Origin of the sequence: Nesterenkonia halotolerans (genome assembly GCF_014874065.1) — a bacterium.
Taxonomy (GTDB): domain Bacteria; phylum Actinomycetota; class Actinomycetes; order Actinomycetales; family Micrococcaceae; genus Nesterenkonia; species Nesterenkonia halotolerans.
In genome coordinates, this window is sequence record NZ_JADBEE010000001.1 from 1,437,009 (window position 1) to 1,457,258 (window position 20,250).

Annotated in this window: 21 protein-coding genes; 1 reads left to right on the forward strand and 20 read right to left on the reverse strand. The window is 66.5% G+C overall.

What is annotated here, in order from left to right; genetic code table 11:
• Nucleotides 1-2: 2 nt before the first annotated feature.
• The 19 genes from H4W26_RS06600 to rpmB form a co-directional block, all read right to left on the reverse strand.
• A complete protein-coding gene (locus tag H4W26_RS06600; RefSeq protein ID WP_318779792.1) occupies nucleotides 3-1,835 on the reverse strand; it encodes a glycosyltransferase family 2 protein in 1,833 nt (610 codons plus the stop codon).
• Between the two features lie 33 nt (nucleotides 1,836-1,868).
• The gene (locus H4W26_RS06605; RefSeq protein WP_192591303.1) at nucleotides 1,869-3,575 is read right to left on the reverse strand and encodes a sensor histidine kinase; all 1,707 of its coding nucleotides are present in this window, start codon (nucleotides 3,573-3,575) and stop codon (nucleotides 1,869-1,871) included.
• 77 nt (nucleotides 3,576-3,652) lie between these two features.
• The gene (locus H4W26_RS06610; protein WP_192591304.1) at nucleotides 3,653-4,606 is read right to left on the reverse strand and encodes an L-lactate dehydrogenase; all 954 of its coding nucleotides are present in this window, start codon (nucleotides 4,604-4,606) and stop codon (nucleotides 3,653-3,655) included.
• Between the two features lie 76 nt (nucleotides 4,607-4,682).
• A complete protein-coding gene (locus H4W26_RS06615; protein ID WP_192591305.1) occupies nucleotides 4,683-5,036 on the reverse strand; it encodes a VOC family protein in 354 nt (117 codons plus the stop codon).
• Between the two features lie 88 nt (nucleotides 5,037-5,124).
• Entirely contained in the window at nucleotides 5,125-5,904 is a 780-nt protein-coding gene (locus H4W26_RS06620; RefSeq protein WP_318779793.1) for an amino acid ABC transporter ATP-binding protein, read from the reverse strand.
• Nucleotides 5,891-6,550: an amino acid ABC transporter permease gene (locus H4W26_RS06625; protein ID WP_192592057.1), complete on the reverse strand. Its 660-nt coding sequence runs from the start codon at nucleotides 6,548-6,550 to the stop codon at nucleotides 5,891-5,893. Before H4W26_RS06625 ends, H4W26_RS06620 begins: the two co-directional genes overlap by 14 nt.
• A gap of 44 nt (nucleotides 6,551-6,594) precedes the next feature.
• Nucleotides 6,595-7,431 carry an amino acid ABC transporter substrate-binding protein gene (locus H4W26_RS06630; protein WP_192591306.1) on the reverse strand — a complete coding sequence of 279 codons (837 nt, stop codon included), beginning with the start codon at nucleotides 7,429-7,431 and terminating at the stop codon, nucleotides 6,595-6,597.
• A 210-nt stretch (nucleotides 7,432-7,641) separates the two neighbouring features.
• Nucleotides 7,642-8,496, reverse strand: coding sequence for a MetQ/NlpA family ABC transporter substrate-binding protein (locus H4W26_RS06635; RefSeq protein ID WP_225939621.1), 855 nt, complete (start codon nucleotides 8,494-8,496; stop codon nucleotides 7,642-7,644).
• A 102-nt stretch (nucleotides 8,497-8,598) separates the two neighbouring features.
• Complete coding sequence (locus H4W26_RS06640) at nucleotides 8,599-9,276, reverse strand: methionine ABC transporter permease (protein WP_318779794.1); 678 nt, start codon at nucleotides 9,274-9,276, stop codon at nucleotides 8,599-8,601.
• Nucleotides 9,273-10,109, reverse strand: a complete 837-nt coding sequence (locus tag H4W26_RS06645) for a methionine ABC transporter ATP-binding protein (RefSeq protein WP_192591307.1) — start codon at nucleotides 10,107-10,109, stop codon at nucleotides 9,273-9,275. The genes H4W26_RS06640 and H4W26_RS06645 overlap by 4 nt, the downstream gene beginning before the upstream one ends.
• A gap of 19 nt (nucleotides 10,110-10,128) precedes the next feature.
• On the reverse strand, nucleotides 10,129-10,605 hold the full coding sequence (locus H4W26_RS06650) for a flavodoxin domain-containing protein (protein ID WP_192591308.1): 477 nt from the start codon (nucleotides 10,603-10,605) through the stop codon (nucleotides 10,129-10,131).
• A 94-nt stretch (nucleotides 10,606-10,699) separates the two neighbouring features.
• Complete coding sequence (locus H4W26_RS06655) at nucleotides 10,700-12,673, reverse strand: NHL domain-containing thioredoxin family protein (RefSeq protein WP_192591309.1); 1,974 nt, start codon at nucleotides 12,671-12,673, stop codon at nucleotides 10,700-10,702.
• Between the two features lie 49 nt (nucleotides 12,674-12,722).
• Nucleotides 12,723-13,475, reverse strand: a complete 753-nt coding sequence (locus H4W26_RS06660; RefSeq protein WP_192591310.1) for a hypothetical protein — start codon at nucleotides 13,473-13,475, stop codon at nucleotides 12,723-12,725.
• A gap of 47 nt (nucleotides 13,476-13,522) precedes the next feature.
• Nucleotides 13,523-15,673: a cytochrome c oxidase assembly protein gene (locus H4W26_RS06665; RefSeq protein ID WP_192591311.1), complete on the reverse strand. Its 2,151-nt coding sequence runs from the start codon at nucleotides 15,671-15,673 to the stop codon at nucleotides 13,523-13,525.
• Nucleotides 15,670-15,918: a hypothetical protein gene (locus H4W26_RS06670; protein ID WP_192591312.1), complete on the reverse strand. Its 249-nt coding sequence runs from the start codon at nucleotides 15,916-15,918 to the stop codon at nucleotides 15,670-15,672. The genes H4W26_RS06665 and H4W26_RS06670 overlap by 4 nt, the downstream gene beginning before the upstream one ends.
• A gap of 211 nt (nucleotides 15,919-16,129) precedes the next feature.
• The gene (locus H4W26_RS06675) at nucleotides 16,130-16,414 is read right to left on the reverse strand and encodes an HU family DNA-binding protein (protein ID WP_036474622.1); all 285 of its coding nucleotides are present in this window, start codon (nucleotides 16,412-16,414) and stop codon (nucleotides 16,130-16,132) included.
• Between the two features lie 407 nt (nucleotides 16,415-16,821).
• A complete protein-coding gene (gene rpsN / locus H4W26_RS06680) occupies nucleotides 16,822-17,127 on the reverse strand; it encodes a 30S ribosomal protein S14 (protein WP_036474463.1) in 306 nt (101 codons plus the stop codon).
• Between the two features lie 2 nt (nucleotides 17,128-17,129).
• Entirely contained in the window at nucleotides 17,130-17,297 is a 168-nt protein-coding gene (gene rpmG / locus H4W26_RS06685) for a 50S ribosomal protein L33 (protein ID WP_022872124.1), read from the reverse strand.
• The gene (rpmB, locus tag H4W26_RS06690; RefSeq protein ID WP_036474464.1) at nucleotides 17,297-17,533 is read right to left on the reverse strand and encodes a 50S ribosomal protein L28; all 237 of its coding nucleotides are present in this window, start codon (nucleotides 17,531-17,533) and stop codon (nucleotides 17,297-17,299) included. The genes rpmG and rpmB overlap by 1 nt, the downstream gene beginning before the upstream one ends.
• A 364-nt stretch (nucleotides 17,534-17,897) precedes the next feature.
• On the opposite strand from rpmB, the gene H4W26_RS06695 reads away from it, so the two are divergent.
• Nucleotides 17,898-18,812, forward strand: a complete 915-nt coding sequence (locus tag H4W26_RS06695; protein ID WP_192591313.1) for a DMT family transporter — start codon at nucleotides 17,898-17,900, stop codon at nucleotides 18,810-18,812.
• Here the strand turns inward: H4W26_RS06695 and H4W26_RS06700 are convergent.
• A complete protein-coding gene (locus H4W26_RS06700; protein ID WP_192591314.1) occupies nucleotides 18,763-20,208 on the reverse strand; it encodes an amidase in 1,446 nt (481 codons plus the stop codon). The two genes, H4W26_RS06695 and H4W26_RS06700, sit on opposite strands and share 50 nt — an antisense overlap.
• Nucleotides 20,209-20,250 lie beyond the last annotated feature (42 nt).

Sequence of the window (20,250 nt, forward strand, 5' to 3'; positions counted from 1 at the left end):
GTTCACGCCGTGACGAACCGTTCTCGGATCTCCTCCACAGTGGCCTCACCGACGGAGCCGATGATCGGCAGCTCGCGGCGAAGTCCCGCGTAGTCCTCCGCGTCGAGATATTCGTCCAGATCCGCGGCACCCCGAGCCAGGCGTTCCGCGCCCAGCATCTCCGAGGCGACCCTGATGCTGGCGAGCGCATCCGCCGTGGCAGTGCGATCCTCCGCCGCGACAGCGAGCCGCAGGTTGGCCCACCGTCGCGGCCAGATGAGCCCGAAGGTGTTGACCAGCTCCCTGGCGAAGTCTTCAGCGCCGTCGAGCTCCTCGGCCAAGCTGGTGATGATCTGCGCATCCAACAGCGGCAGCGCGAGCAGCTCATCCCGGAGCGCAGCCGTGGGAAGCAAGCTGGTGCCATCGGCGTTCCGGGCGGTCTTCGCCCAGGAGGTCTGACCGGACGCCATCCGGGTCATCGCGCGCGGGTAGTAGAGGTAGGTCAGGTAGACATAGAAGAGGTAGCCCATCCCGTAGAAGATCCCACCGATCAAGCTGATGTCTTCCCGGCAGATGTACTTATAGAGGATCCCCCAGAGGAAATACGGGAGGATGAGAAATACTGCCGCGAGCAGCGCGACCCACTGCACCGAACTGCCCGAGGCGAATCCCACGCGGCCCTCCGTGAGAGCGAGGACGAACAGCAGCGGGCCGAGCAGCAGATTCGCCATGAGGAGCCACGGCTGGCCCATGAAGTAATGAATCTCTGCCCACCCTGAGCCGCGCAGATTCCCGCTCCGTCGCAGCGGCGGAAGGAGCTCCGCGCATTCCATGTTTCCCTGCGCCCAGCGGGTGCGCTGGGTCAGCAGGCGACGCGTATAGGGCAGCGCTTCCTGGGAGACGTGAGCCTCCGGGACGTAGTGGGTCCGGTGACCTCTGGTGATGATGTTGAGTCCAAGCTCGTAGTCTTCACTGAGCTTCCTGCCCCAAGGCTGGCCGTAGTCGGCGTCGAGATCGTCGAGCACCGAGAGCCGGGTGAACTGGCCGTTCCCTCCCATCCCCACGGTTCCGGTCTTGATCCGAAGCATCTGCATCGCCGAATTCGAGGTCCGAAACTCGATATCCTGCATGCGGATCAACGTCCGGCCCAGAAAGTTCTTGAAGCCTCCTGAGAGCGGCCTCGGGAGCCTGTCGCCTCGATTCTTCATCCAGACCTCGAGCTGCACGGCACCGACCGTATCTTCGCCGAAAGCGTCCGGCCCGGCAAGCAGGTCAAGAGCATTGCCGGAGAGGAAACCATCGGCGTCGAGCACTCCGATCACCGTGCGGTGACGCTGTTTCCTGTCCTGACTCGTCGCATCGGAGATCACCCGGTATGCCGCGTTGAGCGCATGCCCCTTCCCGGTCCTGGCATCGGGACGTCGGCGAGAGATGAGATGGACCTTGTCATCGAAGTCCTGCAGCTTGCGCACGATCGATGCGGTCGCGTCCTCGCTGTCATCATCGATGACCCAGACATGCAGCCCGGGAAAGGTGGTCCGTGCCGCAGACACTGTCTCAGCGATCACGCTCTCCTCATCGCGGCAGGGGATCATCACGTGCCAGGTCAGCGTCTCGGAGTTTCCGGAGCGGTTTTTCCGGCGGACAAGATACGTGTGCACCAGCAGGCTGATGTAGGTCAACGCCAGTGAGGAGATCAGCGTCACGATCACAAGACCGACATCACGGAGCGGATGCTCCCCAAAGTCGCCGAATGCTCCCGAGAAGCAGAAGACGAGGGCGGCCAGTGAACCGTAGACAGCGCTGAAGAGAAAGATCAGCGGAGAGACTCGGAGACGCCGTGGCCTCGTCGACACATTTCTAGGGCCTGTGTACACCAGGGTCCCCCCTCAGTTCCCCACGGTGTACATGCCTCGGGCCGAGCTGCTGCCCAGAGTGAACCTGAATCGTGTCCCTTCTCCGGGCGCAGACTTCACCGTGATGGTTCCTCCGTGAGCCTCGATGATGGACTGCGAGAGTGAGAGCCCGAGACCCGCCCCGGCAGTGGCAGACTGCCGCGCCGCTGGGGCACGGTAGAACGGCGTGAAGACCTGGCTCGCTTCCGACTGGGTCATGCCTGGCCCATCGTCTGCCACCTGCACAAAGGTCCCACCGGCTTCACCCCAGGCCGCGCCCGCCGTGATCGTGACGTGGCCACCCGGCTGGGTGTACTTCAGAGCGTTTCCCACGAGATTGTCCATGACCTGTGAGATGCGCAGGCGATCCGCGAAGATCTCACCGTCGGACTCGAGGTCCACCTCGAGAGATATCCCTCGCTGTGCGGCGAGGGGCTGGAATGCTTTGACGCAGTCCGCAATCAGAACCGCCATATTGACCTCGTCCAGGTCGAGGGTCAGTCGCCCCACCACGGCCTGCTGCTCCAGCAAAAGGTCTTCCACCAGTTTGCTCAGCTTCTCGGCATTGCGTCGGATCACTGTGAGCTGTTCCAGCGAGTCTTCTCGAGCCGGGGATTCAGGGAGCTCCAGAAGCGAGTCTTCGGTGAAATCAGCGAAGCCCACGATCGAGGTGAGCGGGGTCCGCATCTCGTGGGAGACCGTGGCGATGATCTCCTGCTGGGCGCGCAGCAGGTGGTGTTCCTCGGTGACGTCGCGAAAGATCAGGAAAGAGGCGTCCCGCGCGCCGTCCTCAGCACGGACTGAGCGAGCACTCACCGAGACGACCCGCTGCTCCGGGCCCGGGTCACCGGCCAGGAACTCGAAGTTGTCGAATTCCTCACCGTTGTTGGCCCTAGCCGCAGGGCGACTGACCGCCGGAATCGGGGTGCCATCGGTATGGAAGAGCAGATGCCCCGCCTCGGTGGGATCGGGGTTCGCCTCCGGGGAGACCACAGCATGAATCTCTCGCTGGGCTCGGTTGGTCATCAGGTCATTGCCCTGTGCGTCCATCACCAGCACTCCGACGTTGAGGTTCTCCCCCACCTCGCGAAGAAGTCGGTCGGTCCGTTCGCGCTGATTCTTCATCTTGAGCTCACCGGCCAGTGCTCGTTCCATCTCGGAACGACTGGCTTCCATTCGCTGCAGAATGCCGATGACCGCAATGGACATCAGGGCCAGCGCCACCGGCAGCACTGTGTACCGCGAGAACGAGGCCATGTTCAGCGGTTCCTGGAGCATGATCAGCGAGGGGAGGGTGATCGTGAGAATCACCATCAGAACCGCGATGGCGGCTCCACTGTTCCGGAACCTGACCACGAGCCAGAGTGCGGGAACCAGACTCAACGTGGAGATCACGGCACCGTCCGGATATGTGGCGATCCTGCAGATGCCACAGGCCAGGATGCTTGTCACCGGGACGACCCATTCCAACGATCTGGGCAGCCCCTGGCGGGGTGCAAAGACGACTACTGCAGTGGCGACCAACAAGAGCCCGAGTCCGAGCGCGACACCCGGCCACGAGGTCGTCTCAGGCTCGTAGATGGCCAGCGCGAGCACCGGAACCGCGAGCACCGCAAGAAAGGTCAGCTGTTGAACAATGGCGAAAGATTTTCCGCTGGAGTGGTAGAGCAGCGCCCCCACAAAGGTCCCAATACGCGTCATGATGTGACCACTTTACTGGGACAGCGGCTGCATCCTTGCGTTGACCTGGAACGCGCCAGAAACCGGTCAGAGATGAGTCACAGGCCGAGGGAGCTCTGCACGCTGGCCAGCGCCTGGGCCGAGGCCTGCAGCGCGGCGGTCTCGGTCGCGTCGAAGGGTGTCGTGACCACTGGATCGGCCCCTCGTGCGGAGACCACGGTGGGGATGGACAGCGCCACCCCGTCGACGCCCAGGAAGCCGCTCAGCACGCTGCTCACCGGCAGGATCGCGTGCTCATCGTGAAGCACCGCCTCCACGATCCGCGCGGCGGACAGGCCAATGGCGTAGTTGGTGGCACCTTTGCCCGCGATGACCTGGTAGGCCGCATTGCGCACCTCGTCCGAGAGGGCGTCGAGCTCCGCGGCGTGGAAGACCCGGGTTCCCTCGCGCTCCCACTCCAGGAGCGGGGTCACCCCGATGCTGGCGGAGGACCACAGCGGAAACTCGGTGTCGCCGTGCTCGCCGACGATATGAGCATGCACGCTGGATTGGGCGACTCCGGCGCGCTGCGCCAGCTTCCAGCGCAGCCTCGCCGTGTCCAGGACGGTCCCAGAGGAGAACACCCGGCTGCTGGGGAGTCCGGAGATCTGCTGCGCCGCCACGGTGAGCACATCGCAGGGATTGGTCACCAGCAGGTACACGGCATCCGGGGCGCGCTCGAGCAGCTTCGGCAGCATGCCGCGCAGGATCTCCACGTTGGTGGCCGCGAGATCCAGACGCGTCTGCCCCGGGTGCTGCTTGGCTCCTGCAGTGATGACGACGACGTCGGCGCCCTCCACATGCTTGAGGTCCGCGCCGCCGGAGATGTCGCTGGCCCCGGTGAACTGGCTGCCATGAGCCAGGTCCAGGACCTCGGCATCCACACGGGCGGCGTCGATGTCGTAGAGCCGCACGTGCCGGGCGGAGCCGCGGATCATGGCGGCATAGGCCGTGGCGGTGCCCACGCTGCCGGCGCCGATGATGGCCAGGGTGGAGTTCTCGATGACGCTCATGGGCTCAGCTTCGCACAGCCCACCTCGGCTGGACAGGGGCAGGCTGCAGAACGGTCAGTGCGCGCCTGGAGAAGAGTCAGTGCCAGCAGAGGCAGAAGGGGTGCCCGGCAGGGTCCGCGTAGACGTTGAAGCGCTGCCGACCGGTGGCCATCTGCAGCACGGTGGCACCGAGTTCGACGGCCTCGGCGTGGGCGGAGGCGATGTCCTCGACGTCGAGGTCCAGGTGGATCTGCTGAGCCTGGCCCTTGGGCCACTGCGGAGGCTGGTGATTCGGAGCCAGCTGGACCGACACGGGGGCTGCACCCTGGACCATGACAGTGTGCCAATCCTCCTCGGCCTGCACCTCACCGCCCAGCATGCGGGCCCAGAAGCTGCTCTCGGCGTGGAGGTCGGCTGCGTCAAAGACGACAGTGGTCGCGGTGATCTTCATGGCACCCAGTCTCCGCCCGGGCACCGGGGCGGTCAAGGACGCAAACCGCGGCCGGCCGCAAGCCGAGTTCAGTCCAACTCAGCCCAGCTCAGAAGGGGTTGAGCAGCCGGTGCACGAAGCGCTGGGTGCGCTCATGAGCCGGAGCGCGCAGCACGTCCTCGGCGGGGCCCTGCTCCACCACCACGCCGTCGTCCATGAAGACCACCGTGTCGGCGACCTCTCGGGCGAAGGCGAGCTCGTGGGTGACCAGGACCATGGTCCAGCCCTCCTCGGCGAGCTCCTTGATCACCGTGAGCACATCACCGACCAGCTCGGGGTCGAGTGCGGAGGTGGGCTCGTCGAAGAGCAGCAGCGAAGGCTCCTGGGCCAGGGCACGCACGATCCCGACGCGCTGCTGCTGACCGCCGGAGAGCTCGTGCGGGTAGTTGTCACGCTTCTCAGCCAGGCCCACCCGCTCGAGCAGCCGTTCAGCGCGCTGAGTGGCGTCGGCCTTGGAGCGCTTCTGCACCTGGACGGGGCCCTCGATCACGTTCTGCAGGACAGTCTTGTGTGGAAAGAGGTTGTAGCCCTGGAAGACCATGGCCGAACGGGTGCGCAGCGATTCCTTCTCGCGCTTGCTGGTCTTCGCGCCGAAGGTCACTGCGGGCCCGCCGGAGAAGGCCACCGTGCCGGCGTCGGGCTGTTCCAGACCGTTGAGGCAGCGCAGCACCGTGGTCTTTCCGGACCCGGAGGGGCCGATCAGCGCGAGAACCTGTCCCGCCCCGACGCGCAGATCGATGGAGCGCAGCACCTCATTCTCTCCGAAGGACTTGTTCAGCCCGGAGACCTCAAGCAGGGGCGTTGCGTCGGTGCGATCAATGCGCGACATAGCGGTCCAATCTCCGTTCGAGCCGATCTTGAATCATGGTGAGCACCAGGCAGAAGCACCAGTAGATCACCGCGGCCTCCACGTAGAGCAGCATGAACTCCTGGCTGAAGGCGGCAACCTGCTGCGCTTCCCGGAAGAGCTCGGTGACCAGGATGAGCGAGGCCAGTGAGGTGTCCTTGACCAGGGAGATGAAGGTGTTTGACAGCGGCGGCACAGAGACCCGCAGCGCCTGCGGAAGGATCAGGCGCCAGAGCGCCTGATTGCGCGACATTCCGATCGTGTAGCCCGCCTCCCACTGGCCCTTGGGCACCGAGAGGATCGAGGCACGGATGATCTCCGCGGCATAGCCGCCCACGTTCATCGAGAAGGCGATCACGGCGCTGGGCCAGGGGTCGATGGTCACCCCCACGGAGGGCAGACCGAAGAAGATCACGAAGAGCTGCACCAGCAGCGGGGTGCCGCGGATGACCGAGATGTAGAACCTGGCGATGCCTGAGAACAGCCGATTGCCGCTGATGCGCATCATGGCCAGCACCAGCGCGAGGGCCAGCCCCAACGTGAAACTTGCAAGGGTGAGCGGGATGGTGCCGGTCAGGCCGCCGCGGAGCAGCGGCCAGAAGGACTCGGCGACCAGCGTCCAGTCGATGTCGATCACAGCTGAAGCCTAACGGGAGACGCTGGGGAGGAAGCTCACTGAGTGACGTCCTCGCCGAAGTACTTCTCCGAGATTTCGGTCAGCGTGCCGTCCTCGGCGAGGGTGGCCATGGCCTCATCGACAGCCTCGACCAGGGAGTCGCTCCCCTGCCGGAAGGTCAGCGCGGAGAGTGACTGGTCCTCGGTCTCGGCAGCGATCTTGATGTTCTCGTTGTTCTCTGTGGCCTGGTAGTCCAGGTAGGTCAGCTTGTCGTTGATGGTCGCGTCCACGCGGCCCTGCTCCAGCAGCGTCACCGACTGTGCCCAGCCCTCCACTGCTTCGACGTCGGCGCCTGACTCGGTGGCGAGCTCGTACCAGTTCGACGTCAGCGACTGGGCGGTGGTCGCCCCGTCGAGGTCCTCGAAGCTGGTGATGTCCTCGTTCTCCTCCAAGGTGACGGCCACGCCGTTGGAGACGGTGTAGGGCTCGGAGAACTGGTAGCTCTCCTCGCGCTCATCGGTGATCGAGACCTGGTTGGCGATGACGTCGAATCGGGCCGATTCCAGTCCGGCGAACATGGCATCCCACTGGGTCTCTTCGAATTCGACGTCCACGCCGAGCTCCTCACCCACGGCGGAGGCGATCTCCACGTCGAATCCGGTGAGCTCGCCGGAGCCGTCCTCGTGGTAGCTGAAGGGCCGGTAGGTCCCTTCGGTGCCCACGGTCAGCACACCGGCCTCCTGGACCTCCTCGAGGCTCAGACCTGAGGCGGTCTCGCCGTCAGAGGCTCCGGCCGCGCCGTCGCTCTGCGCATCGTCGCCTCCGCCGCAGGAGGCGAGGGTCAGGGCAGCGGCAGCAGAGACGGCGAGAGTGGAGAGCAGGCGTGTGGTCATTGGTATTTCCCTTGATTCGGCGCCCCGTGCAGGCGGCGCGAAGACGTGATCGGTCGAGGACAGGCACAGAACGCTATCACCAGCCCCCGGCGAATCCGGGCCCTCTGTTACGCCATACGTCGCCGCGCATCGGGGGCTCGTGTCGATGCTCATCGGACGCGTCGATCCGGAGCAGAGAGGGGGCACCGGCTCGCAGGCCGACTCAGCGCATCAGAAGGCCGGTGTCAGCGTCGCGTCGTGCTCCTCGACCAGGAAGTCACGCACCTCGTCGCTGGTCATCGCGTCCTCGAGCACCTGGATCTTCTCGCTGTCGAGGTCCGCCTCGTTCGCCACCAGGGAGATCGCGAAGCGTTCGTCGACGTTCTCCTCCACCGCGATGGCGTCCTCCGGGGTGAGCCCGAGGCTGCCGATGTAGGTGGGGTAGTTGAAGACCGCCGCGATGCCATCCTCCTCATAGGCCGAGGTGAGGTTCAGCAGGTCCACCTGCACCCACTCGATGTTCTTCGGGTTCTCCTCGACATCGGCCAGCGTGGCCTCGAATCCGATCCCCTCGGGAAGCGTGATCAGGCCCTGATCCGCCAGGATCGCCAGCGCGCGTCCCTCGTTGGAGGCGTCGTTGGGCAGGGCGATCTGGGAACCCTCAGGGATTTCGTCGAGGGATTCGTAGTCCTGGGAGTAGAAGCCCACGCGCGCGTTGTAGATGGGGTCGACGACGGCGAGCTCGGCGTCGTTGGCCTCGTTGTAGGCCTGCATATACGGCTCATGCTGGGCGAAGTTGGCGTCGACCTCACCATCGGCAAGCAGCCGGTTGTACTGGACGTTGTCGCTGACCTGCACCAGTTCGATGGTGTAGCCCTCAGCCTCGGCGACCTCGGCCGCGGCCTCGACCACGGCGGTCATCGGGGTGGTGTGCGAGGCCACCTGGATGAGCGTGTCCTCACCCGATGCTTCGCCCGCCTCCTGGGACTCTTCCCCAGAGCAGGCGGCGGTGGCGAACAGCGCCAGGGCGACGGCGGCGGCGCTCAGAGCGCGGACGGGACGGTTCTGCAGGGATTCGGCGTTCAAGGTTCTCCTCGATCGGGATGGACGGACCTGGTCCAGGTCCGTATATATCAACGACTCAGGCGCGTCGGTTATGCCAGGTGCGCCGTTCGCCACGGGTGTGTCTCAGCGCGAGCGGTGATCCAGCGCCATCGAGAGTCGGGTTCCGAAGGCCTGGATCAGCATCACCAGCACCACGATCACGGCGATGGTCACGTACATGATGTCGTATTCGTAGCGCTGGTACCCGTAGCGGATGGCGAAGTCGCCGACGCCGCCGCCGCCGACCACCCCCATGATGGTGGAGTAGGAGATCATCGAGATCGTCACGGTGGTCAGCGAGAGCACCAGTCCGGAGCGCGCCTCGGGGTAGAGGAAACGGGTGACCAGCTGAAACGTGCTCGCGCCGAGGGAATCGGCCAGCTCCACGGTGGCCTGCGGCACCTCCACCAGGGTCTGTTCCGCCCACCTCGCGTAGAGCGCGATGGCCACGAAGGAGAGCGGAACGGCGGCCGCAGTGGTGCCGAAGGAGGTGCCCACGGCCCAGCGGGTGAAGGGAATCAGCGCCACCACGAACAGCAGGAACGGTACGGAGCGCACGACATTGACGAATCCGTTGAGCCCCGCGTAGAGCCAGCCGCGCTCCTTGGGCCCACCCCGGCGGGCGAGGTACATTCCGGTGCCCACGGGCAGCCCGATCAGCACTGCGGCCAGCAGCGACCATCCCAGCATCGCCCCGGTCTCCAGGATCGAGGTGATGATCTCTTCCTGGTACCTCGCGAGCCTCTCGCCGAACTCGTTCACTCCTGGCCCCCTTCGAGGTAGCGACGGGCGCGCTCGGAGTAGGAGTTGAAGCGCTCACGCGCCTCGGGCGCCGCGATGTCCACGACCCCCGTGAGCCGTCCCGACTCGAGGATGGCGGCCCGGTCACAGGCTCCGCGGATGACCTCGAGCTCGTGGCTGACCACGACGATCGAGGTGTCCATCTCCCGGCGCACGCGCAGCAGGGTGGCCATCACCTCGTCGGTGTGCTGGCTGTCCAGTGAAGAGGTCGGTTCATCGCAGAGCAGGATGTCTGGTTCGTTCACCAGTGCGCGGGCTATGGCCACGCGCTGCTTCTCCCCGCCGCTGAGCTGGGCCGGGTGCTTCGCGGCGTGGGCGCCCATGTTCACGAAGTCCAGCATCTCGAGTGCGCGCTCCCTGGGGGCCCCGCGGCCGCTTGTCTCCGCCGCCCCGCGGCCAGTCGTCTCCTGGGCCCCGTGGCCCTTCGCTCCGGGCATCCCCCGGCGCCGGTGAAGGCTCAGCGGCAGCGCGACGTTCGCGGCCACGGTCTTGTTCGCGAGCAGGTTGAACTGCTGGAAGATCATGCCGATCCGACGCCGCTGGAGGCGCTTCTCCGCAGGGCGCAGGGCGGCGAGGTCAACGCCGTTGACCCTGACGACGCCCGAGCTGGGCGCCTCCAGGGCGTTGATCAGCCGCAGCAGCGTGGACTTGCCGGAGCCCGACTCTCCCACGACGCCGAAGATCTCGGCCTCGTCGATGCTGAGGCTGATGTCGTGCAGGGCGTGCAGCGGCTTGCCTCTGCCGGTGGCTGAACGCTGGGTGAAAGTCTTGTTGACCTGGTCAAACTCGATCATCGAGGAGAGGACGGCGGAATCAGCTCAGGCCGTAGGCCAGCAGCGACCGGGACCAGTCCTCGATCCCCGGCCAGTCACGCAGGTCGGCATTCTCGGGGGCCTTGGCGACCTTGAGCATCAGCTTCTCGAGGAAGCTGAGCTTCTCCGCGTCGATGGCTCCACGGAAATAGGTGACTTCGCGGTGCGGGTAGCTGCGCAGCTGCTCGGCCAGCTCCGGCGCCAGGCTGGGCCCTCCGCCGACGGCGAAGAGGAACAGCGGCTTGCCGGCCAGCTCGGTCTGGTTCGCCTCGAGGAACAGCTTCCCGGGGCCCCAGAGCTTCTGCTGGTAGACCGGGATGCCGAGCACGACGTTGTCCGTTTCGTAGAGCCAGGCGCTGGCGTCGGAGACATCCTTGACATGCGCCGAGACACCGCGGTTCTGCAGCGTGGAGGCGATGTGCTCACCGATCTCCGCGGTGGACCCATGCTTGCTCGCGACAACGACCATCGTGGTCATAGTTCAACCGCCTTTTTCGCAGAAAATCTGGTTCGCTCATGAGCTTACCAACGCCAGGCCCAGGTCGGGTCGGGCAGGGTGTTCCCAGCTGCGCTCAGCGCACCCCGCGCAGGTCCAGCGTCAGCTCGGTCTGCGCCCCCTCCTCGAGTCGCACCGGGATGCCCCAGTCCTGCTGATAGAGGTGGCAGGCGGCGTGCATCGGGATCTCTTCCCCGGGAGCGCCGTCACAGGCTGCGGCACGGGCGGTGATGTGCAGCACGCCCTCGGTGACCTCTGGGTTCAGACGCAGCGTCCGGTGCAGCCCCTCGGAGTTCCCGCCGCCGTCCAGCAGCAGGTTCTCGGGTGAGGAGGAGATCTTCAGCTGGGTCGGATCGCCCCAGCGGTCATCCAGCTTCTGGCCTGTGGGGGCTGCGAAGCCGATGTCCAGGGAGAACTCTCCCGGCGCGACCGCGGTGGTGGGGCGCTGGGTCTGCGACGCTCCCTCATCCACGGTCAGGTAATCCTCCGGGATGGCGATCCGGACCAGCTCGTGGGCGTTGGTCTCCACGACGAGCAGGCTGGTGCCGTCGGCGTCCAGGAGCACGTCGGAGGGTTCCTTGAGCCCGCGTGCCACCGTGGACACCTCGGCGGCGACGGTGGTCCCGTCGGCGGCCAGGTGCTCGCCGCGGTAGCGCCTGATCGCCCCGTTGTAGGTGTCGGCCACCAGGACCGAACCGTCCGGCAGGGCGGTGACGCCCAGCGGGTGCTGCAGGCGAGCCTGACCGGGCTCGCCGTCGCGGAATCCGAAGTCGAACAGGCCTTCGCCCACGAGGGTTTCCACGGCGGGCTGCGCAGCCTCGGCGGCGGCGCCGGTCCGGATGACGCGCAGCGAGGAGGTCTCGGAGTCGGCGATCCAGAGGTCGCCGGCGGCATCTTCGGTGAGCCCGGAGGTCTGCGCGAACCAGGCTGCGTCGGCCTCGGCGTCGAGCAGTCCCTCGAGCCCGGTGCCGGCGAAGATGGACAGTTCGCCGGTGCGCGGATCGAAGGTGAAGATCTGGTGCGTCCCGGCCATCGCCACGACGACGAGGCCGAGGGTCTCGGACCACAGCACGTCCCAGGGCGAGGACAGCGAGACGTTCAGCGGGTCGAGCCCCAGGGAACCGGACTCGACTGCTCCGGCCCGGGCTCGCTCAGCGTCGAGCAGCCGCTGGACGCCGTTTCCGGCGAGCGTGGTGACGCTTCCGGTGGAGGTGTTGATGCCGCGGAGGCGGTGATTCACCGTGTCCGCGACCACGATGTCGTAGCCGACCTGGGCGCTGAGCGCCTCCGGGAGCACGGTCAGGCCCTGCGGCTCGTTGAACCGTGCGTCATCGGCCGCGCCGTCGTGGTGACCCTTCTCCTGGTCCTCGCCGCCGCCCCAGGAGCGGACGACGGTCTGCAGGTCCGGGTCGAGCTCGACGATCCGGTGGTGGCCGGTGTCCGAGACCAGGAAGTTTCCGAGCGAGTCCGCCTGCCCGCCGAGGTCACGGGTGACCGGAACGGCCTTGCCGGGGAACCGCAGCGTGCGCGAGACCGGCTCGGGGGGCACATAGGGGCCGTCGCCGCGGTGCAGCGTTCCCTTGGCCTCATGCTCGGCAGCAAGTTCCTCGACCAGCGAGGTCAGCCCGGCCACATGGCCCTCTCCGGCGAGTGATGCCGCGATGTATCCCTGCGGGTCGACGACGACGAGGGTCGGCCAGGCACGGGCCGAGTAGGCCTGCCAGGTCACCAGGTTGGGGTCATCGAGCACCGGGTGGGCGATCTCGTAACGCTCCACGGCGGCGGCGAGCGCATCGGGGTCTGCCTCGTGCTCGAACTTCGGGGAGTGCACGCCGACGGTGACCAGGATGTCGCTGAAGCGCTCCTCGAGCGGGCGCAGCTCATCGAGGACGTGCAGGCAGTTGATGCAGCAGAACGTCCAGAAGTCCAGAATGACGATCTTGCCGCGAAGGTCTTCCAGGGAGACCTGCTTGCCTCCGGTGTTCAGCCAGCCTCTTCCGACCAGCTCGGAAGCGCGCACACGCTCGGCGCGGCGAATCGTCTCTGTCATGCGGGTTCTCCTGTCGGTCCTGCGGTGGTTCGCGCCGGTGCGCCCGGGATCATGGCGTCTCCTCGAGCGCGGCGGCCGTTTCTGCACTGATGGCTTCGGCGATGGACGTGAACTCCGCCGAGGCTGCCTCCTTACCTCCGGTGAAGGAGACCATGATGATGTCATCGTTCACCTGCGTGAACAGGATCTGGGCGAAAGTTGTTCCTTCGCCGGTCCTTTCCCAGGAATAGCTGATGCTCCGCTCCTGAGAGGACTCTGTTTCAGGTTCGGTGATGCTCAGCTCGTAGTCGATCCCGTCCAGGGTGAACTCCGTGTCCGCGCAGCTCTCGAGCAGCTGGCGCACGTTGTCCCGGTGGGCCTGGACCTGCTCGGCGTCCTGATCGTCCGCCAGCTCGGCCAGCTCGAGCGACCCCGCACCGGAGAAGCTCTCCGCGAAGAAGTCGGCCCGGACCGTGTCCTGGCCCAGGAGCAGCGGGGAGAAGTCGACCGCGGCGAGCGGCTCGGCGCAGGAGGCGGGTGTGACCTCGACATCGGGGTCCTCTCCTGCCAGGGAGTTGCCCTCGAGCAGGTCCCTGTAGGACTCGGCCACTTCGGCCGTGACGAAGCCAGCTTCGGTGAAGCCGAAGCTCGAGGCTCGGCCGAGTCCCGCCTGGGCGGCAGCGATGAGTCGCGGCGATCCGTTGGCCTCGGCCTCCGCGGTGGACTCGGCAGAGACCTCTGCGGGGTCCGGCTCCTCCGTGGTGGCGCAACTGGTCAGCAGCAGCGCTCCGCTCAGCACGAGGACACCGGATCGGCGGTTCACGAGCTTCTCCGCTGACCTCATCGCGGCGGGCCTCTTCAGGGCTGGGTTCATCGTGGCTGATCCCGTTCTGCCATCTCGGCGAACATGTCGTTGTAGTCGTGCAGCTCGGCGTCGCCGGAGCGGTCGGCTTCGCGGTCGAGGCGCTTCGTCTCGCGCTTGTCGTCGCGTGACCAGATGACACCGGCGGCGAAGGACATCAGGATCGCGGGGATCTCTCCCAGGGCCCACATGAGCTCGCCGCCGCGGTGCTGGTCCTCCAGCGCGGTGTACCCCCAGTCGTGGCCCATGTTGCCGAACCATGCAGCCTGGATGAGCTGATCGGAGCTGGTCATCGCCACCGCGAGGAAGGCGTGGAAGACCATCGTGGCCAGCAGGATGATCAGCCGCATCGGGTGGGCGGGGCGCTGGGGCAGCGGGTCGGCTCCGATGAGCACCAGGGCGAAGATGTACCCGGTGGCCAGGAAGTGGAAGATCATCAGCTCGTGGCCCACGTGATAGTTCAGCACGAGGCCGAAGATCGGGGTGTAGTAGAAGATCAGCAGCGATCCGGCGAAGTTCACCGCCGCCACGATCGGATGCGTGACGATCTTCGAGAAGCGTGAATGCACGAGCCAGAGGATCCATTCCCGCGGACCTCGGGTGCCGTCGGTGCGTGCCGGCAGCGAGCGCAGCGCCAGGGTGACCGGAGAGCCCAGCACCAGGAAGATGGGCGCGACCATGGTCAGTGTCATGTGCTGGATCATGTGCCCGGAGAACAGCACCATTCCGTAGACCGCCGGCCCCCCGGAGGTCACCCAGAGCAGCACCAGGAGACCGAGCAGCCAGCTCGCCGCCCGCAGCACGGGCCAGCGGTCGCCGCGTCGACGCACCCGCACCATCGCGAGCACATACCAGGCGGCGAGGAAGACGACCACCGCGACCCAGAGCCAGTCTGGCCGCCAGAGCGTGAACCAGAGGCTCCCCTCGGGTTCGGGGGGCAGGTCGTATCCGGTCAGCGTCCGGGCGGGGCTCGCGTCGCCGGGCAGGTCCTCCGAGACCGGGGGCGCTGTGCGGCCGAGGATCGTGCTGATCCCGATCACGGCAGACATGATCGCGACTTCGACCAGGATGAGCTGGAAGAGCATGCCGGCCGGTCGGCTCCGGCTGTGCAGTCGGGGAATGATCCAGCTGCGATGCAGCCAGCCGATCAGCGCCAGGCCGGCGGTGGCCAGGAGCTTGGCGCAGAGCAGCAGGCCGTACTCGGTGCTCACCAGCTGGTCCAGCGATTCGATCCGCAGGCTGGCATTGATGACTCCGGAGGCGGCGACGGTCAGCAGGGCCAGCCCGGCGAGCGTGGAATAGCGACGCAGCAGCGTCTCTGTCAGATCGGGCGAGCCGGTGCCAGCCCCGCGGAGCTCAGTGGAACCGCGCTGCTCGGTGGTGCCGGCGGCGCGCCGAGCGGCTTCCCGGCCGAGGCTGGGAGCCAGCAGTGCGAGGACCACGAGACCGCCCACCCAGATGACGACGCCGAGCAGGTGCAGTCCCAGTGAATTGACCGCGGCATAGTGGTCATCCCCAGAAGCGGAGTGGCCCACGAGCGCCATCGGAAGGATGGCGGTGAGCCCGAGCAGTCCGATGAAGAACAGTCCGGCGGGCGCGCGCACGGCGGTGACCAGCGTGGTGAAGACTGCTGCGATCAGCACCACTGCCGTCCAGGCTTGTCCGTTCGCAATCGACTGGACGTACCCGAAGAACCCCGAGGCGAAGGAGTCCGAGGCCGAGAGCTGGAGCCCGGAGAGGTCCGAGAAGGTCAGCACCAGCACGGCCACCGCAGCGACGGTCCAGACGACCCCTGCCAGGCCGGCGATCTGCAGGATCCGAGTGAAGATCGGATGTTCGGCCGCGGCGTCGGGGTTCCCCAGCTTCCTGCGCTGGCGTGGTCCGCGCTGGGGCGGCACGGCGACGGCGGCCAGAATCACCGCCGCAAGGGCCGTGGCCATCGCGAGGTGGTGGATGAAGCGCGCCACCGGCAGACCCCAGCGGGTCAGGGCTCCCGAGTCAGAGAGCTCTCCGGCCTCGGAGACGCCGGTGAGGACGCCCGCGATGATCAGTGCCAGCAGACCGGTGCACAGCACCGCCGCGGTCAGTGGGACGGGTGCTCGCCAGAGATCGGCGCGAGACCGTCCCTGGGTCGAGGTGCTCCGGGTGGAGGTGCTCACGCGCCGTCGTTCCTGCGTGAATCGTCTCCGGGCTCGGCCGGCCCGCTGGAATCGGGGCCGTTGGTATCGGGGCCGTTGGAGTCAGTCCCGTTGCGCCAGCGCTGGGACTCGTTCATCTTTCGCCGAGCGAGCACGATCACCAGAGTCACCACGAGCAGGCTGACCAGTCCGAAGACCAGCGGGGTCCATTCCGGCAGGCCGTCGGCTGTCGCGGCGCCGGCCGTGAGGGCGAACGGGACTGTCATGATGCTGCACCTTCCTGCGGGGGCACCCGTGACGGGGCGTCGATCAATTCTACGCCGCGTAGAAAGACGGCGTGGAAGGGCCGGGAGAACCATCTGGCGAGAGGCGTCGGGGAGACGACGTCGGCCCCCCACCCAGCGGACTGGGCGAGGGGCCGAGACGTTCAGCGCGACCGCGGACCGCCCTCAATGGGGTGGCTGCGGCTCATTGCGCTCATTTGCCGGTGGCAGCAGCCTTCAGCTTGGATCCGGCGGAGAGCTTCACGGAGTAGCCCTCGGGGATCTGGATGGTTTCGCCGGTCTGCGGGTTGCGGCCGGTGCGGGCGGCGCGCTTGGTGCGCTCCACTGCCAGCCAACCGGGGATGGTGACCTTCTCGCCCTTGGAAACCTGTTCGGTGAAGACCTCGAAGACCGAATCCAGAACGCCGTTGACGGCGGCCTGGGAGTTGCCGGACTTCTCTGCGACTGCTGCGACGAGCTCGCTGCGGTTCAGTGCCATATGTTTGTCCTCCTGGACTTATTCGGTGGCAGTCCCCGGCCTGATCGCGTGCCGCCGCTGCGATTCTGGAGCGGTGGCGCGCGGGTCATGCCGCGTGGGGCTTTCAGAACGGCAACTTACCACGCAGGCCCGGACGAACCAGCATGGAAGCCCGTGATTCTGGGCCGATTCGCCGCATTTTCCGCTCCGCGAACACATTGCAGGACAGGGAAAAGCGTGTTCTGAACAAAAAAGCCACCCGTGCGAGGACTGACGCAGTTCCTCCAGGGGGTGAGGAACAGCTGCCTGCGCACGGGTGGCGGTCTTTGGGTTCTGCAGTGACAAATGTACAGCAGAACGAGTGACGGGGTGGGTCACCTGAAGGTGGCCCACCCCGTCAACGAGGTTCGCGAGTCAGAACCGAGGGATCACCAGGAAGACTTGGTGATGCCGGGAAGCTCACCCTTGTGAGCCATGTCGCGGAACCGGATGCGCGAGATGCCGAACTTCTGGAAGGTGCCGCGGGGGCGACCATCGATGGAGTCGCGGTTGCGCACGCGGATCGGGGAAGCATCGCGGGGAAGCTTCTGCAGACCCACGCGTGCTGCTTCGCGGTCCTCGTCGGAGGCGTTGGGATCAACGAGGGTCTTCTTGAGCTGCAGACGCTTCTCGGCGTAGCGCTCAACGATGACCTTGCGCTGCTCGTTCTTTGCGATCTTGGATTTCTTAGCCATGATCAGCGCTCCTCTCGGAAGTCGACATGCTTGCGAACGACCGGGTCGTACTTCTTGAGCACGATGCGGTCGGGGTTGTTGCGGCGGTTCTTACGGGTCACATAGGTGAACCCGGTGCCTGCCGTCGACTTCAGCTTGATGATGGGACGTACGTCCTTGTCCTTTGCCATTAGAGCTTCTCACCCTTCTCGATCAGCTCGGCGACGACTACGTCGATGCCGCGGACGTCGATGGTCTTGATGCCCTTGACGGACAAGGTCAGCGTCACATTGCGTCCCAATGAAGGGACCCAGTAGCGCTTCTTCTGGATGTTCGGGTCGAACCGGCGCTTGGTGCGCCGATGCGAGTGGGAGATTGAGTTGCCGAACTGCGGCCCCACTCCGGTCACCTGGCAACGTGCTGCCATGATCACTCCTCTGACGTAAGTACGTGAATGTATACGGGCGGTACCCGATTCTGGGTCCCGCCACCAGCTATGACACCGTTACTTGCGAGGACGGACCAGGCTGGGTGAGATCCAACCGAAGTGTCTTCTCATTCGCACAGCGAGACGCTGCACGGACGGTGGTGCTTGATGTGGTGCTCTGGAATCCAGGCTTCACAACGGCCCTGCTGCTTTCCGGCGCCTAACCCCGGCGGCCCCCTTCCAAGAGGACGCGCATGAGCACAGCGCAGCACGGCTTGCAACTGTCCATGATAGCCCGGGCTCGAAGATTGAGCAAAGCGGTCCGAGTCGAGCGGACCAACCAGGGCGGCGGTACAGTCAGGGCGTGACTCAGACTGTACCTCTCACCCGCAGAGCGCTGCCTGTGGCGGCGATCATCGCCACAGTGCTCATGTGGGCCTCCTCCTTCGTGCTGATCCGCTGGTCAGCCGGCGAGCTCTCCCCCGGACCGCTGGCGCTGCTCCGGCTGCTGGCGGGCGCTGCGACCCTGACCATCCTGCTGCTGTGGGTGCGGCGCGGGCGCATCACGCTGCCGACTCGGGCCGCGATCGGGCTGACGGCGCTCTTCGGCGTCATCTGGTTCGCCCTCTACACCCTGGTCTTCAATCTTGCGGGCCATTACATCGACGCCGGGACCATCGCGATGGTGGTCAACCTGGCCCCGCTGATGGTCGGCGTCGGCGCCGTGGTGTTCTTCAAGGAGTCCTTCTCCCCGAGGCTCTTCCTGGGCATGGTGGTATCGCTGTGCGGGATCGGCCTGATCACGGTGGCGGGCTCCACGGGCCAGCTGGCGCTGGCCGGGCTCGGCATCGCACTGGTCGCCGCCTTCCTCTACGCGGCAGGCATGCTGATCCAGAAGGTGGCGCTGCGACACACGGACCCGCTGACCGCGACCTGGCTGGCCTGCGCGGCAGGGACCATCGCGCTGCTGCCCTTCCTCAGTGCCACGATCACCGAGGTTCAGACCACCTCGACCCCGGTGATCCTCGGGGCGATCTACATGGGCATCGGGCCCACCGCACTGGGGTTCTGGTTCTGGGGCTACGCGATGAACCACTTCCCCACTGGCAAGGTGGCCGCGAGCACTCTGGCGGTCCCAGCCGTCGTCGTGATCATGTCCGGGCTCACGCTCGGGGAGATCCCCCCGCCTCTGGGGATCCTCGGCGGGGCGATCACCCTGACCGGTGTGGCTATCGCCCAGCTCCGCCGACCCGCGCGGCCGGTGAGACCGGCGCACTGAACTTCTCGCCGCTGGCGATCTCGTAGGCGCGTGCCGCGCGCAGGGCGGAATGGTCCCGGGTCCGTGCCGCGACGATCTGCAGACCGACGGGCAGCCCGGAGCTCGTGAGCCCGCAGGGCACCGAGACGGCGGGCTGCTGAGTCATGTTGAACGGGTAGGTATAGGGAGTCCAGCTGGTCCACAGCTCCGAGGGCCAGCCGGCGGGGGCCTGCCGGGTGGCGTCGAAGGCAGGGATCGGCATCGTCGGGGTGAGCAGCAGATCGTACTTCTGGTGGAAGTTCCCCATGCGCACCCCCATATCCATCCGCACCGCCGTGGCGCTGAGGTAGTCCAGCGCCGAGGCGTCGGCGTACTTCTCGATCCCCTGGCGCAGCCCCGGGTCGATCTTTTCCAGCGCGCCGGGGCCGTAGGCCTCGAGCACCTTGGCCGCACCGGTGAACCAGAGCACATGGAAGGCCTCCACCGGGTCTTCGATGTCAGGGTCGACCTCCTCGATGTCGGCACCGAGTGACGCCATCACCTCGACGGCCTCCCGCACGCGCTGTTCCACCTCGGGATCGTTGGTGCCGAATCCCAGCGTGGGCGAATAGCCGATCCGCACGCCGGCCAGCGAGGACGAATCGGCCTCAAGCGAGGCCAGGTCCGCCGCAAAGGGCCGCGTCGGCGAGGGAAGCGCCGACCAGTCCCGAGAGTCGAAGCCGGAGATCACATCCAGCAGCAGGGCCGTGTCCGTCACCGTGCGGGCCATGGGGCCGGCATGGGCCAGGGTGCCGAAGGGGCTGGCGGGGTACATCGGCACCGTGCCATAGGTGGCCTTGATCGCGACGGTGCCGGTGAAGGCCGCCGGGATCCGCACCGACCCTCCCCCGTCGGTGCCCACGGCCCAGGGCCCCATTCCGGCGCCGACGGCGGCGGCCGCACCTCCCGAGGATCCTCCAGCGGTGAGCGAGGGGTCCCACGGGTTGGAGGTGATGCCGAAGCGCTGCGAATCCGTGGTGCCCTTCCAGGCGAACTCCGGCGAGGCGGTCTTGCCGATCAGCACCGCACCGGCATCTCGCAGCCGCGCGACACAGGGGGCGTCGACGTCCCAGGGACCCGCCTCATCGATCAGGCTCGACCCGCGCAGCGTCGGCCATCCCGCGGTGTAGAAGATGTCCTTGATGGAGGTCGGGATCCCGTCCGCGGGACCGAGTGACTCGCCGTCGGCCCAGCGCCGCGCGGAGTCCCGCGCGGAGGCCAGGGCAGACTCGCGGTCGACCAGGACGAAGGCATTGATCGCGCCGTCGTGCGTCTCGATCCTCTCGAGCGCCGCCTCTGTGGCGTCCACCGGGGTGAAGTCTCCACTGCGGTATCCCGCGAGAAGCTCGACGGCGGTCAGTTCAGCAAGGTGCGTCATGCGCCCCTCCTCAAGCTCTTGAGTCCGCGGACTCGGCGGGTG